This is a genomic window from Bacillus sp. EE-W1, from assembly GCF_009760835.1.
Lineage (GTDB): Bacteria > Bacillota > Bacilli > Bacillales > Bacillaceae_G > Bacillus_A > Bacillus_A wiedmannii.
Genome location: NZ_WIPE01000069.1, coordinates 121,781 through 137,111, shown reverse-complemented (window position 1 = coordinate 137,111; position 15,331 = coordinate 121,781). Strand labels below are relative to the sequence as shown.

At 33.3% G+C, this 15,331-nt stretch carries 10 protein-coding genes; all 10 read left to right on the top strand.

The window, feature by feature from the left end; translation table 11 throughout:
* The first annotated feature begins 23 nt into the window (after window positions 1-23).
* On the top strand, window positions 24-1,151 hold the full coding sequence (gene hblA / locus GFJ36_RS17275) for a hemolysin BL binding component B (protein WP_000591974.1): 1,128 nt from the start codon (window positions 24-26) through the stop codon (window positions 1,149-1,151).
* Between the two features lie 325 nt (window positions 1,152-1,476).
* Window positions 1,477-2,874, top strand: a complete 1,398-nt coding sequence (gene hblB / locus GFJ36_RS17270; protein ID WP_087984200.1) for a hemolysin BL regulatory component HblB — start codon at window positions 1,477-1,479, stop codon at window positions 2,872-2,874.
* Window positions 2,875-3,523: 649 nt separating this feature from the next.
* A complete protein-coding gene (locus GFJ36_RS17265; protein WP_097889848.1) occupies window positions 3,524-5,929 on the top strand; it encodes a PAS domain S-box protein in 2,406 nt (801 codons plus the stop codon).
* Between the two features lie 275 nt (window positions 5,930-6,204).
* Complete coding sequence (locus tag GFJ36_RS17260) at window positions 6,205-8,421, top strand: binary toxin-like calcium binding domain-containing protein (RefSeq protein ID WP_097889849.1); 2,217 nt, start codon at window positions 6,205-6,207, stop codon at window positions 8,419-8,421.
* A 371-nt stretch (window positions 8,422-8,792) separates the two neighbouring features.
* Window positions 8,793-9,506, top strand: coding sequence for a response regulator transcription factor (locus GFJ36_RS17255; protein WP_002017159.1), 714 nt, complete (start codon window positions 8,793-8,795; stop codon window positions 9,504-9,506).
* A complete protein-coding gene (locus GFJ36_RS17250; RefSeq protein WP_137015031.1) occupies window positions 9,503-10,561 on the top strand; it encodes a sensor histidine kinase in 1,059 nt (352 codons plus the stop codon). Before GFJ36_RS17255 ends, GFJ36_RS17250 begins: the two co-directional genes overlap by 4 nt.
* Window positions 10,562-10,659: 98 nt before the next feature.
* The gene (locus GFJ36_RS17245) at window positions 10,660-11,157 is read left to right on the top strand and encodes a DM13 domain-containing protein (protein ID WP_002017161.1); all 498 of its coding nucleotides are present in this window, start codon (window positions 10,660-10,662) and stop codon (window positions 11,155-11,157) included.
* A 1,121-nt stretch (window positions 11,158-12,278) separates the two neighbouring features.
* Entirely contained in the window at window positions 12,279-12,977 is a 699-nt protein-coding gene (gene sdaAB / locus GFJ36_RS17240) for an L-serine ammonia-lyase, iron-sulfur-dependent subunit beta (RefSeq protein ID WP_033716175.1), read from the top strand.
* A 22-nt stretch (window positions 12,978-12,999) separates the two neighbouring features.
* Window positions 13,000-13,878: an L-serine ammonia-lyase, iron-sulfur-dependent, subunit alpha gene (sdaAA, locus tag GFJ36_RS17235; protein WP_088609326.1), complete on the top strand. Its 879-nt coding sequence runs from the start codon at window positions 13,000-13,002 to the stop codon at window positions 13,876-13,878.
* Between the two features lie 305 nt (window positions 13,879-14,183).
* A partial coding sequence (locus GFJ36_RS17230; protein WP_242016019.1) for an aromatic amino acid transport family protein occupies window positions 14,184-15,331 on the top strand: 1,148 nt, incomplete at its 3' end.

The following is a 15,331-nucleotide window of genomic DNA, read 5'->3' as shown; positions in this document are numbered from 1 at the left end:
AACCTAAATTGGAGGAAAATGAAATGATAAAAAAAATCCCTTACAAATTACTCGCTGTATCGACGTTATTAACTATTACAACCGCTAATGTAGTTTCACCAGTAACAACTTTTGCAAGTGAAATTGAACAAACGAACAATGGAGATACGGCTCTTTCTGCAAATGAAGCAAGAATGAAAGAGACCTTGCAAAAGGCCGGTTTATTTGCAAAATCTATGAATGCCTATTCTTATATGTTAATTAAAAATCCAGATGTGAACTTTGAAGGAATTACTATTAATGGATATGTGGATTTACCTGGTAGAATTGTACAAGATCAAAAGAATGCAAGAGCACATGCTGTTACTTGGGATACAAAAGTAAAAAAACAGCTTTTAGATACATTGACTGGTATTGTTGAATATGATACAACATTTGATAATTATTATGAAACAATGGTAGAGGCGATTAATACAGGGGATGGAGAAACTTTAAAAGAAGGGATTACAGATTTACGAGGTGAAATTCAACAAAATCAAAAGGTTGCACAACAACTAATAGAAGAATTAACTAAATTAAGAGACTCTATTGGACAAGATGTTAGAGCATTTGGAAGCAATAAAGATCTCTTGCAGTCGATTTTAAAAAACCAAGGTGCAGATGTTGAAGCCGATCAAAAGCGTCTAGAAGAAGTATTAGGATCAGTAAACTATTATAAACAATTAGAATCTGATGGGTTTAATGTAATGAAGGGTGCTATTTTGGGTCTACCGATAATTGGCGGTATTATAGTAGGAGTAGCAAGAGATAATTTAGGTAAGTTAGAGCCTTTATTAGCAGAATTACGTCAGACCGTGGATTATAAAGTAACATTAAATCGTGTAGTTGGAGTTGCTTATAGTAATATTAATGAAATGCACAAGGCACTTGATGATGCTATTAACGCTCTTACTTATATGTCCACGCAGTGGCATGATCTAGATTCTCAATATTCGGGCGTTCTAGGGCATATTGAGAATGCAGCTCAAAAAGCGGATCAAAATAAATTTAAATTCTTAAAACCTAATTTAAATGCAGCGAAAGACAGTTGGAAAACATTAAGAACAGATGCTGTTACATTAAAAGAAGGGATAAAGGAATTAAAAGTGGAAACTGTTACTCCACAAAAATAGGGAAATATTAATTCTGTTGCAAAGTGAACCATAACATAGAGAGTCTATGATTACACTGTTAAACAGTAAAGCGTTAATTAATAAATCCTTATATATTAAAAAGGCGGAGTCTCATTAAAGACTTCGCCTTTCACTTATATATAAGTTATATCCAAATAAAAAGATAGCCATGTAGTTTACTTGTTTTTTAAAATTTGTAACAGAATCGATTAATAGAGGACAGGTTATATAGATTTGCTTAATAATATTGAATCTATGCAACTACATCGTCTTTTAATAAGAATAGGACTTGAAATCAAACTCTATACAGGAGGAATAAGAAAAGATGAAAAAAAAACCTTATAAAATACTGGCTGTATCAGCATTTTTAATTATGACAACTACCTATGCAGTCACACCAGTAGCAACCTTTGCAATTGAAACTGAACAAACGAACACTGGAGATATGTCTCTTTCAGCAAATGAAGAAAAGATGAAAAAAACTGTACAAGATGCTGGGTTATTTGCAAAAGCTATGAATGAATATTCTTATTTGCTAATTAATAATCCGGATGTGAGTTTTGAAGGAATTTCTATTAATGGGTATGCAGATTTACCTAGTAAAATTGTACAGGATCAAAAGAATGCAAGAGCACATGCTGTTACATGGAATACAAAATTAAAAAAACAGCTTTTAGATACATTGACCGGCATTATTGAATACGATACAAAGCTTGAAAATTATTATGAAACATTAGTAGAGGCGATCAATAATGGAAATGGGGATACTTTAAAAAAGGGGATTACTGATTTAAGGGGGGGAATTCAACAAAATCAAAAGTCTGCAAAAGCATTAATAGAAGAATTAACTAAATTTAAAAACGCTATTGGAGAAGATGTTAGAGTATTTGGAAGCCATAAAGAGACCTTGCAATCGATTTTAAAAAACCAAGGAGCTGATGTGGAGACTGATCAAAAGCGTTTAGATGAAGTTTTTGGACAAGTAAACTATTATAAGAAATTAGAATCTGATGGATTAATAATGGTGAAAATACCTTTTATCCCCACGCTTATTTCTGGTGGCATAATGATAGGTACTGCTAGAGATAATTTAGGTCGATTAGAGCCTGCTTTAGCAGAATTACGTAAAACTGTAGATTATAAAATTACATTAAATCGTGTAGTCGGAGTTGCATTTCATAATATTAGTGATATGCATAGTACGATTGATAGTGCTATTACTGCTCTTACTTATATGTCCACACAATGGGATGATTTAGACTCTCAATATTCGGGTGTACTGGGGCATATTGATAAAGCTGATGAAAAAGCTGATCAAAATAGATATAAATTTTTAAAGCCTAACTTGAATTCAGCTAAAGATAGTTGGAAAACATTAAGAACAGATGTTGTCACATTACTAGAAGGCATAAAAATTGCAGAGAAGAAAGAACAGGATTTTATGAATCTACTTCGTCCATCAAACGTTTTTTACTTTTATAAAAAAATCCATAACGCATACACTTTTGAAATAAAGACTGGAACAAATGCACCAAATGCGTCTTATAAAGTTATGAATTTAACTAAAAACACTGTTCATCATATGTGGAGTGGAGGTGCTAGTACAAGCATGTGGGCTGACTGGCTTTCATTCAATCCAAATGATGAATTTGCGGTGGTAGCAGTAGTGGATGGGAAAGAATATGTTGTGTATAAAGACAAAGTAGAAAATATAATGAACTGAACCCAAAAAATGCATTAATTGGGGATGGTACACATCGCTATCAAGCTAAGAAAAACAAATACCCCCAGAACGAAATTTTGTGCTAATTTTTAACAGAAAAGCTCATTTTTTTGTTTGGGGGTGAATCTATTTTCTTAAGTTAATGGGCATAGGGATGGTACACTAAATTAGACACCAAGTTAAGTGAAAAATTGAACGGCATAAGGCTCCTTATTTCCTAGAACACCTAGCTAAAGCAAAAGAATTTGTACAGCAAAAAAGTGAATATTAAATCAAGGTGCTGGTTGCTTTATGTGTATGGCTTAACCAAAAGATTGCAAATACATTAAAAGAGCAACTTGTAATAAAGATATTGCAATATTTTTAAAGCGAAAAGCCGAAATTGAGGAATTTGAAGAATTGTAATAGTGAAGGAATTGATTAATTTATAAAAAACATTTAAATAAAAAGAGAGAATAAACACCTTATTTTTGGGGTGTTTGAAGGTTCAAATGGAAGATTCCCTGGTTTTCGATTTGAATCAAAATGATACTATTTACATGTACTGTCATGTAGGGAATTATATTTTTTACACCTGAACTGTTTGTACTATTTGTAGGATTTTCAGTTTTTTTGTCGAATATATCTTTAATGCAAGGAGGGACATTACATGATTATTAAAGACTATTTTATCAATCTTTCTATTTTTTCTTTATTAGTTAGCGCAGCGATATTTATTCAAGTGTTTTTGATTCATTCCAGGCGATATTTCGAAAAATTCTATGGAGGGATTATTGCAGTTACTTTGATGCTCTTTTCTTTTCCATACATGGGATTTTCCTACGATCTTCGAGTTGTTCCTCTTATTCTATCTTTTATTTACTTTGGTCGCATTGCTGGTTGGATTACATTAATTAGCATTATTATAATGCGTATCTTTTACATTGGAGGTTACTGGGAACCTCCTGTGATTGCTTATTTAGGTTTGGGTATCCTATTGGTTACTTTTAAAACATATTTTAAAAACCTTCATCCTTTTAAAAGTGCATCTTTATATTTTTTTGTTTTTGTCGGAATAAAGTGGTTAGTTGGTGTATTCTTTAATACTAAGTTACTTTACACTGGAGGCTTATTATATATAGCTTTAGGGCTTTTAATTGGGCTATTTCTTATGGAAGCCTACCAGAGATTATATTATTTAACACAGGACTTATCTAAAATGAATCGGGAATTAAAAAAATCCAAGCAAGAACTCACAGATACCGTACATGAGCTTCAAGGAGGGATTTTTAAATTTAAAAAAGTGGGTAAGCACTTTATACACACTTTATGTGATGGACAGTTTTATTATCAAAAAGGATTTTATTCTGAACAGGTGGTAGGGAAAAGCTTACGGACTATTGATGCTTCTATTGTTCCACCACATTTAGTTCCACAATTGATGAAGTATTATCTTCAGGCATGGGAAGGGAAAGAAATTATATTCGAATTACCCTGGCCAGATGATAAAACGATTATTCTTATTGCACTTAGGCCGATTAAACGAAATGGACAAGTTATGGAAGTTGTTGGTTCTATAGTCGATATAACCGAAAGGAAAAAGGTAGAATCAGAATTAAGAGCTACCAAAGAATTACTAGAATCATTTATAAAGCATAATGTAGATGCTATTACCATTTCTGATCGAGAAGGGCATATTTTACAAGCAAATAAAGCTTATGAAAAGATATTTGGATGGTCATTACAAGAAATCATAGGTAAGAGATTACCCTGTGTACCAGATTTCTTAATGGAAGAATCACTTAAAAATATTCAGAAAATTCTAACAGGGGAATCCGTAGTTACCAGATTAGAAACTGTTAGACGACGTAACGATGGAAGTCTTCTTGATGTCAGTCTGACAGTTTCTCCTATACTAGACGTAAGAGGAAATGTGATAGCTTTATCTGCAATATGTAGAGACATCTCTGAAAGAAAACAAGCAGAAAGAGAACGACAGCGATTACACCAACAATTAAAAGATAGTGAAATGAAGTACCGTGCACTAATCGAACAAGCAACTGATGCAGTATATGTAGTAGAGCTGAATGAAAATCATGTTCCAAGTCGATTCATTGAGGTAAACCCTGTTGGTTGTAAAAGATTTGGATATAGTAGAGAAGAGCTGCTCTCGTTACCATTTCCAAATGTAGTACCACAAGATTCTAAAATGATTGTAAGGTTGTTAGAAAAAATTAGAGAGGGACAAACTTCCTTCACTTTGCAAGATGAATATGTTTTTCCAACAGGAAAAATAATAACAACTGAGTTTAGTGTCCGTGTTTTTAACTTAAATGGTAAAAAAGTTTTCCTAAGTATTTCTCGTGATATCACTGAACGGCTAAAAACAGAAGAATTACTACGGAAATCTGAAAAACTTGCTGTCGTAGGACAATTAGCGACTGCAATGGCTCATGAAATTAATAATCCATTAACCGCAATGAAAGGGTTTATGCAATTACTAAAATCAACGGAAACTGAGAATAATCGGGGTTATATAAATATAGTATCATCAGAGATTGAGCGTATAGAAAGTATTACTAATGAATTTATGGCGGTAGCCAAACCACAGGTGGTAAAGATACAACCTAATGATATTAGTGTGCTAATGGATCAAGTTTTAATGCTACTGCAACCTCAAGCAATGATGAATAATATAAAAATTAGAATTGATTTTACACCTGGTATTCCACTGATTCCATGTGAAGGAAATCAATTAAAACAAGTATTTGTTAATATTATAAAAAATGCAATTGAATCCATGCCAACAGGAGGAGAAATTTTGATTCAATTTGATAAACTTGATAATAATCAAATAAGGATTCGCTTTATCGATCAAGGATGTGGGATTCCAAAAGAACGTATACCATATTTAGGAGAACCTTTTTACAGTATTAAGGAAGAGGGAATCGGCTTAGGATTAATGGTCTGTTATAAAATTATTGAAACACACCAGGGGAAGGTATTTATTGAGAGTGAAGTGAATAAGGGGACTATAGTTGAAGTCACTCTCCCAATTTGCACACTTCAAAATTAATACATTCTTTTACTGAAATTTTGTAAGTTAGTGAGCAGTTAGCTTTGGCTAGCTGCTTTTTTGTATATATTGTAATTGATTCTTCATATTACGGCTTTTTGATGTTTCATATATATATTTTATGGCTTTTAAAAACTCTGTAAGTGTTTTGTAATATTTACGAGAGACTTTTTTAACAGTTATGAGAGAGAAAAGAAAGATTTGTTATATATGATGAAATTAATCTTACTAGTAGGTGTTCTAATGGATCTAGAAACAAAGGAGGAAAAATAACAATGAAACAATTGAAGCCAGCAATTAGTGTATTAGGTAGTGTATCGATGGCACTGACTTTAGCATCTCCTGCTTTAGCAGATGTAAAACAACCGAATCCAGGAGGTACAGTTGAAATATTCAAAGAGAATGCAGATGTAAAAAAAGAAGATAAGAATTTCACGCTCGGATCTGATGGAGAAATAGGTTCACTCATTACACAAAACATTGAAATGGCAAACAACGATTGGGATAAAGATGGTATTTCCAACGACTTAGAGATTAATGGATATAAAATTGAATTCAATTCACAAACTGGAAAAAATGAAGCGAAAGCATGGGATCCCGAGAAGGATAAAGGGAAACCAAAATTTATATCGAATCCTATGAATGCAAATACGGATGGTGATCCTTTTACTGATATGTATGAGGTTGAGAATTATAACAACGATTCTGATACTAATTTCAATCCGATAGTTGCCAACATGCCGAATTTGCAAATTGGTGTCAAACGAATTGAAGTAATTCCTATTGCAACCATTACGGATAATAATGGTGGATCAGTTAGTAGAGGATGGGAAAAAAGTGTATCTACACAACATTCATTTAATGTAGGTTTAAGTGGTTCAGGTGGTGTAGAAGGCTCAGCAGCCGGTCCTGTTCCTTCCGGAAGTGTTTCAGCAAATGTGGGATACGGATATTCAAAAACAACTACGGAAACGGAGAGTTATACAAATAATTTTGATTGGTCTACTGCAACAACTGTGGATACAGCGAACGCAGCAAAATTACGTGTACATTTGGAATATAAGAATGTAGGAACAGCATCCGCTGAAAATGTTTCGCCTCATTTTAATATTCGTTTAGGAAACAAAATTATTAATACTGTAAAGGCAACACAAGATCGTTATAAAGCAAACTATTTAAGTACAGAAAAAGGTGGACGGAATAAAACAGAAGTAGTAATTGACAGTTTAGAAGGACAAGCAGATGCGAATATTGTCTTATCTTTGGATGAATTGAAAGCTGTTGAACAAGGGGAACTTCTTTCGATTGAAGTTTTACCTACAAGTACAATGGATTTATCTATTGAAAAAGGTGAAGAAATTATGCATTTGGGGGATTCAGGGAGATATGAGTCTAGAGTAAATGCAGCTACTGAACAATTAGAAACAGATATAGGAAATATACCAAAGTTTAGGGTATATACTCCTAAAGACAAATCTCTTGCTGATAAGCCAGTTTTATCCTATAACGAAGTTTTTCAACAGGTAAATATAGATACGAAAAAAGTAAATCATATTGTAAACAAGGCTAAAAGTACTAATAACGTATCAGTGGTTTCAGCTAATAATGGAACTGATGCATTGAACGATTTAAAAGCGGGACAGGGAGATCGCGGTTATTTACATAAAGACTCTGTACACGGAGCTTTTGCAAAACTACAGCACCCAACATTAGTAGAAGGTAGTTATGATTCTGTGACGCAAAAGATTAGGGCAACAATTTTACCTGGTTTATTTGGAGTGAGTAAAGATATTCCTACTACTTATAGTAAGAAATGGAATGCTCCGTCACAAACAGTAACACTGGTTAAACGTGAAAATGGATTTACATATGAGTCTAGAGAAAATATACACCCTATTAAATCTGAAATTGCTGTGCACAGAAAAGTTACATTTGAAATCAATGACGCACACAATCTAACGCCTACACAAAAGATTGATACTGAAATTAAAGCTAATAAAGAATTTGAAGATTATGTAGTAGATAATTCAGGTGAATTTGTTACAGAAGGAGTTCCTTATACCGTGGCTTCATATGGAAATACAGCTTATTTGGGAAGTCATCATGCAGGGAATAAATGGGAGTATCTTTGGGCTGAAAAATCTAGCGATGAAAAAGTGAATGTAATTATTGAAAGAGTAGGTCAACCTAAACCTGGAAAACCAATTAAAAAGGATGAAGAGGTATTAATTAAATTTCAAAATCCTATTTATTCAGATTATGCATATTTAAAACTTCAAGATAGTTATATCCATTTAGATCAAAAACAGAACGCAAGTACTTTTAAATTTAATCATGCATATCCAAAGAATTTCACTGGACACCATAAGCAATGGAACATACTATCTAATGGTAATAAGTTAAAGGTAGGATATTTAATCGATTATATGAAATATGGTAATGGAGAGAATGGGACTGATACTATAGCATGGAATCTATCAAGAGTTCAGTAATAGGTAACAGTTCTGTTGCTAAGTTTGAAAAGAGAACCGGAAATGAATTGTATCTGAAAAGTTAGATGCAAAAATTTAGCTTACTAGTAAGGAATGAGTTCGATGTTGAATCGGACTCATTCCTTTTAATTTATATATGATTTAGAAACTACTATTTTAAATACTTATCTAGTCATATAAGTAATCAGATGTTAAGATTACTATCTGTATTACATGATTTATTTTCCGAGTTTTCATTCGTTTCGAGGGTGAAATGTGGAATTCTGATTTATTTATGTGATTAGTTTTTATATCTTTACCTATAAAGATATTTTTATTGGATAATAGAAAAAATTTTTTTGTTATTGGTGAAAAAGAAGTGAGGATAGTATATGAAGAAAAGAATTTTAATCGTAGAAGATGAAGAAAATATTCGGGAAGTATGCAAACGGTATTTAGAAAGAGAAGAATATGAAGTTTATACCGCTGTAAATGGTAAAGAAGGTTGGGATTTATTTCTTACACATCAACCAGATTTAATTATATTAGATTTGATGATGCCAAAAAAAGATGGATGGGAATTATGCGAGGAAATTCGTCAACAATCAAATGTCCCTATTATTATGTTAACTGCTAAGGGAGAGGAAAGGGATCGAATTTTAGGCTTAACAATGGGGGCAGATGATTATTTAACAAAGCCATTTTCCCCTCGTGAATTAGTATTAAGGGTTCAAATTATACTAAGAAGAGGAAGCCATGTACAAATACAAGCGAAAGAATCCTTATTGGAAGTGATAGAGTTTCCAGATTTAAAAATATATCCAAAGACAAGATATGTACTTGTTTGTAATAAGGAAGTGGAGTTAACGGTGAAAGAGTTTGAGGTACTTTATCTCATGGCAAAGCATCCAAAACAAGTATTTTCTCGCTCGCAGCTTCTTGAATTAATTTGGGATTTTGGACATGAAGGGGCATCAAACACAGTTACCGTGTTAGTGAGTCGTTTACGTGAAAAGCTCGAGAAGCATACGATAAAGAATCGTTGGATTCATACGGTTTGGGGTATAGGATATCGCTTTGAGCCAAATGGAGGAAATGAAACATGAGATTACGTATTCAATTGTTACTCATGAATCTATTAAGTACTAGTATTATGGTAATTGCTATATGGTATAGTGATACGAAAATGTTACTTGAACCGGAACAAACGCGGTTATTAACAGTAATTGCATTTGTGGCATTCATTATTTCAACGTTTATTTATTGGTTAATGACACGTCCTATCATGAGATCTATACAAAATTTAATAAAATTGACGAAACAATTTAGTGATAGACACTTTGAAACGATGTATATAATTGGGCAAGAACCACGTGAGTTTAAAGAATTGGCAACAGCCTTTCAACAGATGGCAAAAAAATTAGAAGAAGGGTTTACTAAGTTAGAGGAACAGGAAAACTCTCGTAAGGAGCTAATTACCAATATCTCACACGACTTACGAACACCTATGACTAGCATGCAAATGATGATAGAAGCATTACAAGATAACCTGATTGAAGATCCTGAAATGAAAAAGCAATACTTAGCAACGGTTTTAAAAGAAATAGAAAGATTAAATGGATTAATTAACGACTTATTTGATCTTTCAAAGTTAGAGTTTGAGCAAGTAGATTTTCACCCAAGTTTCACACATTTAGATAAAGTTCTATTAGATGTATTAGAGTCACATTCTGTCTTATTAGGAAACAAACAAATCCATGTGCAATTGGATGTCCCTGATACATTACCTCGACTTTTGATTATGCCTTGTAAAATAGAAAGGGTCATAGGTAATTTATTACATAATGCAATTCGATATTCTCCTATCTCTGGAACAATTGAATTGACTGTAGTGGAAAATAAACCAACTCAACAGGTCCAATTCACTTTGCGGGATGAAGGAATGGGAATTTCTCCAAATGATCAATTACGCGTATTTGAACGTTTTTTTAGAACAGATCGATCAAGAAGTTCACAATCTGGAGGTTCCGGACTTGGATTAGCTATTGCAAAATCATTGATTGAAATGCACAAAGGGGAAATTGGTGTACGGAATCGCGCAGATGGTAAGCAGGGAAGTGAATTTTGGTTCACTCTTCCCATCACATCAGTAAAAAAATAAGACGGCTGAAAGACTTTTGTAACATTTACGTTAGAAAAATGAAAGACCTTCTTGTTAACATACTACTACACAGTATGTTACAGGAGGTTTTTTACTTTATGAAAAGAAAATATGTATGGCTTATAGGTGGTTTGATAATTGTATTGGGGATTTTATGGTCATTGTTCCGACCAGAGAAATTATTTATTGATAAGCACGTAAATGAATCATTGCCACAAGCAGAGATACAATCAACTGAAGTAAGGCAACAAAGTGATCGAGTAATAAGGGAAGGTCAGTTTCAAAACGGTGTCCATGAAACAACTGGAACGGCAAAAATTTACCAATTAGCGGATGGAAAACGTGTTTTACGACTTTCTGATTTTGCAACATCTAATGGGCCAGATGTACGAGTTGTATTAGTTCCTACAAATCGCTTAAAAAATAATGAAGACGTGAAAAACTATCAGTATATTGAATTAGGAAAATTAAAGGGAAATAAAGGAGACCAAAACTATGAAATTCCTGAAGGGATAGATGTAAGTGAATATGGTTCGGTTTCTGTTTGGTGTAAAAGATTTAATGAAAACTTTGGTGCGGTTTATTTTAATAATTAAATATGAACTTAAAATTTCCTCTTACAGGCAAAATTCATCGGGGTAATGATAATAGTTGCAGCGGACTTAGTTGCTAAGAAGGGCACTCATAAGAGTGTTTTTTTCATATTCTTCAATTTTTGTATATTTTAGAGCTATTGGACGTTTACGGAGAGATTTTATTTAGTGTGGAAGCGTACTGTCTGTGAATAGAAGGATGAATAATATGTTACAGGAAAACATTACTCTTTTATAACTTAATTTTGAAGGAACATATACTTTTTTCATTTATCGGCTTGTAAAGAAGTATGGAAATTAAAGTTTATAATTTAAAAGTCAGCTTAAAGATGCAATAAGCAATTTGAATAGTAATCTTAAGTAAATAAAAAAGAGAGGAGCATCGATGAGCTCTTCTCTCTTTTTAAATCTAATTAGGGTTTCCATAACTGTAAAGGGGATGGTGTAAATTGTGGGATATTACCAAAATATCACTTTAAGTTAAGATTATAAAAAAGAAGTTCCTTTTTTCTGACAATGAATATTAATACAAAATTAATGATTAATATTCAAAAATGATTTTATAGTTCATTAATTTATTACTTGCTATCTATATTAATCATTTATTACAACAGCTTTCATGTCCAAAATTAAATGTTTCAACAAAGGATAATATAAGTATCATTATAATGATTTTCCAATATAATCAATGTGTTAATGAAAGGAACTCTGTGTTATTTTTGCTTTTCTACTAACTAATACAGCTTCAAACAAAGGACACAATTGCTACATGCTAAGTGTAATCTATTACCCATTCAAGATTCTGTTTATTCAATCTTTCTAAAAATAAAAAAATATTGTACTCATAAATATACAAGCTATAATGAGGGCGTCGAGAAAGAATTTATTACCTCTAGAGAAAGTATCAAACCTAGTTTTTTTGCAAAAATCCTAATGACATTGTAAGTAACCTTTTAAATTTGGACATACTCACATGATTACTCTAAGAAAGGTATGTGATCAAAAGGAAAAGTGTATTTGACACGAGAATGAAAGCGCATTCAATTAGATCTTGTTTTGAATCAGTCATTTTAATAACTTAGATTCAACTGTAATTAAAAATAATAAATTATGGGGGTGCTTATATGAACATGAATGTAGCATCTATTAAAGAAAAAAAGGTTGTTAAATACAAAAGTTGTTTTGATGTGATTGGGCCCATAATGATAGGTCCTTCAAGTTCACATACTGCAGGTGCTTTGGCTATTGGAACGGTAGCCAATAAATTATTTCAAGGTCTTCCAAAAAAAGTCGTGGTAAGGTATTATGAATCATTTGCTGAAACCCATAAAGGTCACGGAACTGATTTTGCAATTATTGCTGGGATATTAGGATTTGCTGCCGATGACAGCAAAGTGCCAGATGCTATTGAAATAGCAGAATCTAAAGGAATTGAAATTACCTTTATTGAAGAAGCAGGTGATAGTCCTGCTGGCCATCCAAATACGGCAGATGTATATTTAGAGGATGAAAATCGAAGTATTAGAACGATGGGGATTTCGGTTGGCGGTGGATTAATTGAAATCAAACATGTTGAAATTGACGGATTTAGTTTAGATCTGCAGGGGCCATTGCCAGTTATTATTGCGATTTCTGAAAGAGCTGACTTTGAATTTGTCTTACGCAGGATCTTTAAACAATATGATGTGGAAATAAACAACTTTCATAGTTTAGAAGAAAACAGGAAATATTTATATGCATTCGCTTTGGATACGCTATTGCCTGGTAATGTCCAGGAGGAATTAGGAAATTTAAGCAATATAGCTAAGCTCATTATTCTTTAGTTACATTAAGGAGTGAAAAAATATGTATATGGCCATAAAAGAAATTGTGGATGCAGCTAATAAAAGCCAAAAGACAATTTATGAATTAGCAATTGAACAGGAAATTGAACAAACTAAATCTACTTATGAAGAAGTTTGGAGTAAAATGGAACGAAATTTAGCGACTATGCAAAATGCTATAAATAAAAGTATCGAGGGCGACGGTGTATTTTCTCCAACTGGTTTAACCGGAGGTGATGCTGTTAAAATTAAAAACTATCGAGAAAATAGGAAAACCCTTTCTGGAGATTTGATGGTGTTAGGGATTCAAAGTGCTATCGGTGTTAATGAAGTAAATGCTGCATTAGGAGCTATTTGTGCAACTCCAACAGCAGGTGCGAGTGGGACGATTCCGGGAGTCCTTTTTAGTATTAAAGATACATTGCAGTTAAGTCATGAAGATATGATTCATTTTCTATTTACTTCAGCGTTATTTGGAACCATAGTCGCAAACAACGCTTGTATTTCAGGAGCGTACGGAGGATGTCAAGCTGAAGTAGGCAGTGCCTCAGCGATGGCGGCTGCAGCTGCGGTTGAAGCTGCAGGTGGAACGCCACATCAATCTTCTGTAGCTTTTTCGATTGCATTACAAAATTTACTCGGTTTAGTTTGTGATCCGGTCGCTGGTTTAGTAGAAATTCCTTGTGTAAAGAGAAACGCCATTGGAACGGCAAATGCTTTAGCAGCAGCGGACATCGCATTAGCCGGCGTAAACAATATCATCAATGCTGACGAAGTTATTGAAGCGATGTATAGAGTTGGAAGACAGATGCCTCGCGAATTAAGAGAGACAGGTTTAGGTGGAATTGCAGCTACACCTACAGGGATTGCCATTAAAAATAAAATCTTTGGAGAGAAATAATCAAATCAATGAACAATTACCGGATATATTGTGAAAAAGTTAACAATCTATTCTCTATTGTTCGCCTAAGGATGTCTGTATATTGGGGGAATTACTAATAAAATATACCACTATATAATTGGGATATTTTGTAATTTGTAACAACCCCGTCAGGTTGATGCTTCGCCAATTTTTTGATTTTGATTAACTTAGAAGAAGGATATACGATGTGGCGCACTTTATAAGCAATTCATTTTTCAAGAACGGTCTATATTCCGATGCCTTAAATAGAGAAGTAAGAATAGAAAACTAGGAGGAATTATTATATGAATGGGAATACTGCAAAAAACATAGAATTTCAAGTTGATAATACTGCAGTAAAAAATGAGAAATATCTAGACCCTAAAAAGTGGCATAAACAGGATACTACCTGGGCATTGAGTCTATTTGGAACAGCAATTGGAGCAGGAGTACTCTTCTTACCTATTAATGCAGGTTCAGGTGGTTTATTATCATTGCTGTTAATTACCATACTTGCATATCCTGTTATGTATTACTCACATAGGGCACTTGCTAAAATGATATATGCTTCTAATTCTGCCGATGAGGGGATTACAGGTACAATAAGAGAGTATTTCGGAAATAAGGCAAGTATCATTTTTAACATTGTATATTTCGTTTCAATTTATACGATCGTGCTGATGTATTCGGTTGCACTTACAAATACTGCAAGTAGTTTTATTGTGCATCAATTGCACATGCCGGAGCCTCCAAGGGCCATTTTATCGCTTGTATTAGTACTCGGTCTTATCACTATACTAAATTTTGGTCAAGATATTACTGTAAAGATAATGAGCATGCTAGTATATCCTTTCATTGTTTCTCTACTTTTTATCGCAATATCTTTAATTCCACAGTGGAATACGTCAATGCTAAGTTTTTCAAGTGTTTCTACTGCTTCAACTGGAACAGGATATTTCGGAACAATATGGATGATACTACCAATCATCGTATTCTCGTTTAATCATTCTCCTATGATTTCGTCATTCGTTATGAAACAGAGAGCTACGTATGGAATAGATGCTACTGATGCCAAGTGTGCTCAAATACAAAAAGTTTGTTATATCATGACATTCGTTGTTGTTATGTTCTTTGTTTGGAGCAGTACTTTAAGTTTGACTCCAGATGATCTTAAGGTGGCAAAAGAACAGAACTTGTCAATCCTATCATATCTTGCTAATGAGCTTAATTCGCCAGTAATTACTATTGCGGCTCCTATCATTGCGTTTGTGGCTATTACAAAGTCTTTCCTTGGCCATTATATAGGAGCGTATGAGGTAATGCGTGACATGATTATTAAGTCCGGTAAAAAACGTGGGAAAGATTTAGGAGAGAAAACAGTTAAGACAATGATTCTTACTTTTGTCGTATTAACATGCTGGTATGTTGCTTATACAAATCCAAGTATTCTTGG

What these genes read in the sequence shown, in the direction of transcription:
- hblA (WP_000591974.1), top strand. Translation starts at nt 24, where the DNA reads ATGATAAAAAAAATCCCTTACAAATTACTCGCTGTATCGACGTTATTA.
- hblB (WP_087984200.1), top strand. Translation starts at nt 1,477, where the DNA reads ATGAAAAAAAAACCTTATAAAATACTGGCTGTATCAGCATTTTTAATT.
- GFJ36_RS17265 (WP_097889848.1), top strand. Translation starts at nt 3,524, where the DNA reads ATGATTATTAAAGACTATTTTATCAATCTTTCTATTTTTTCTTTATTA.
- GFJ36_RS17260 (WP_097889849.1), top strand. Translation starts at nt 6,205, where the DNA reads ATGAAACAATTGAAGCCAGCAATTAGTGTATTAGGTAGTGTATCGATG.
- GFJ36_RS17255 (WP_002017159.1), top strand. Translation starts at nt 8,793, where the DNA reads ATGAAGAAAAGAATTTTAATCGTAGAAGATGAAGAAAATATTCGGGAA.
- GFJ36_RS17250 (WP_137015031.1), top strand. Translation starts at nt 9,503, where the DNA reads ATGAGATTACGTATTCAATTGTTACTCATGAATCTATTAAGTACTAGT.
- GFJ36_RS17245 (WP_002017161.1), top strand. Translation starts at nt 10,660, where the DNA reads ATGAAAAGAAAATATGTATGGCTTATAGGTGGTTTGATAATTGTATTG.
- sdaAB (WP_033716175.1), top strand. Translation starts at nt 12,279, where the DNA reads ATGAACATGAATGTAGCATCTATTAAAGAAAAAAAGGTTGTTAAATAC.
- sdaAA (WP_088609326.1), top strand. Translation starts at nt 13,000, where the DNA reads ATGTATATGGCCATAAAAGAAATTGTGGATGCAGCTAATAAAAGCCAA.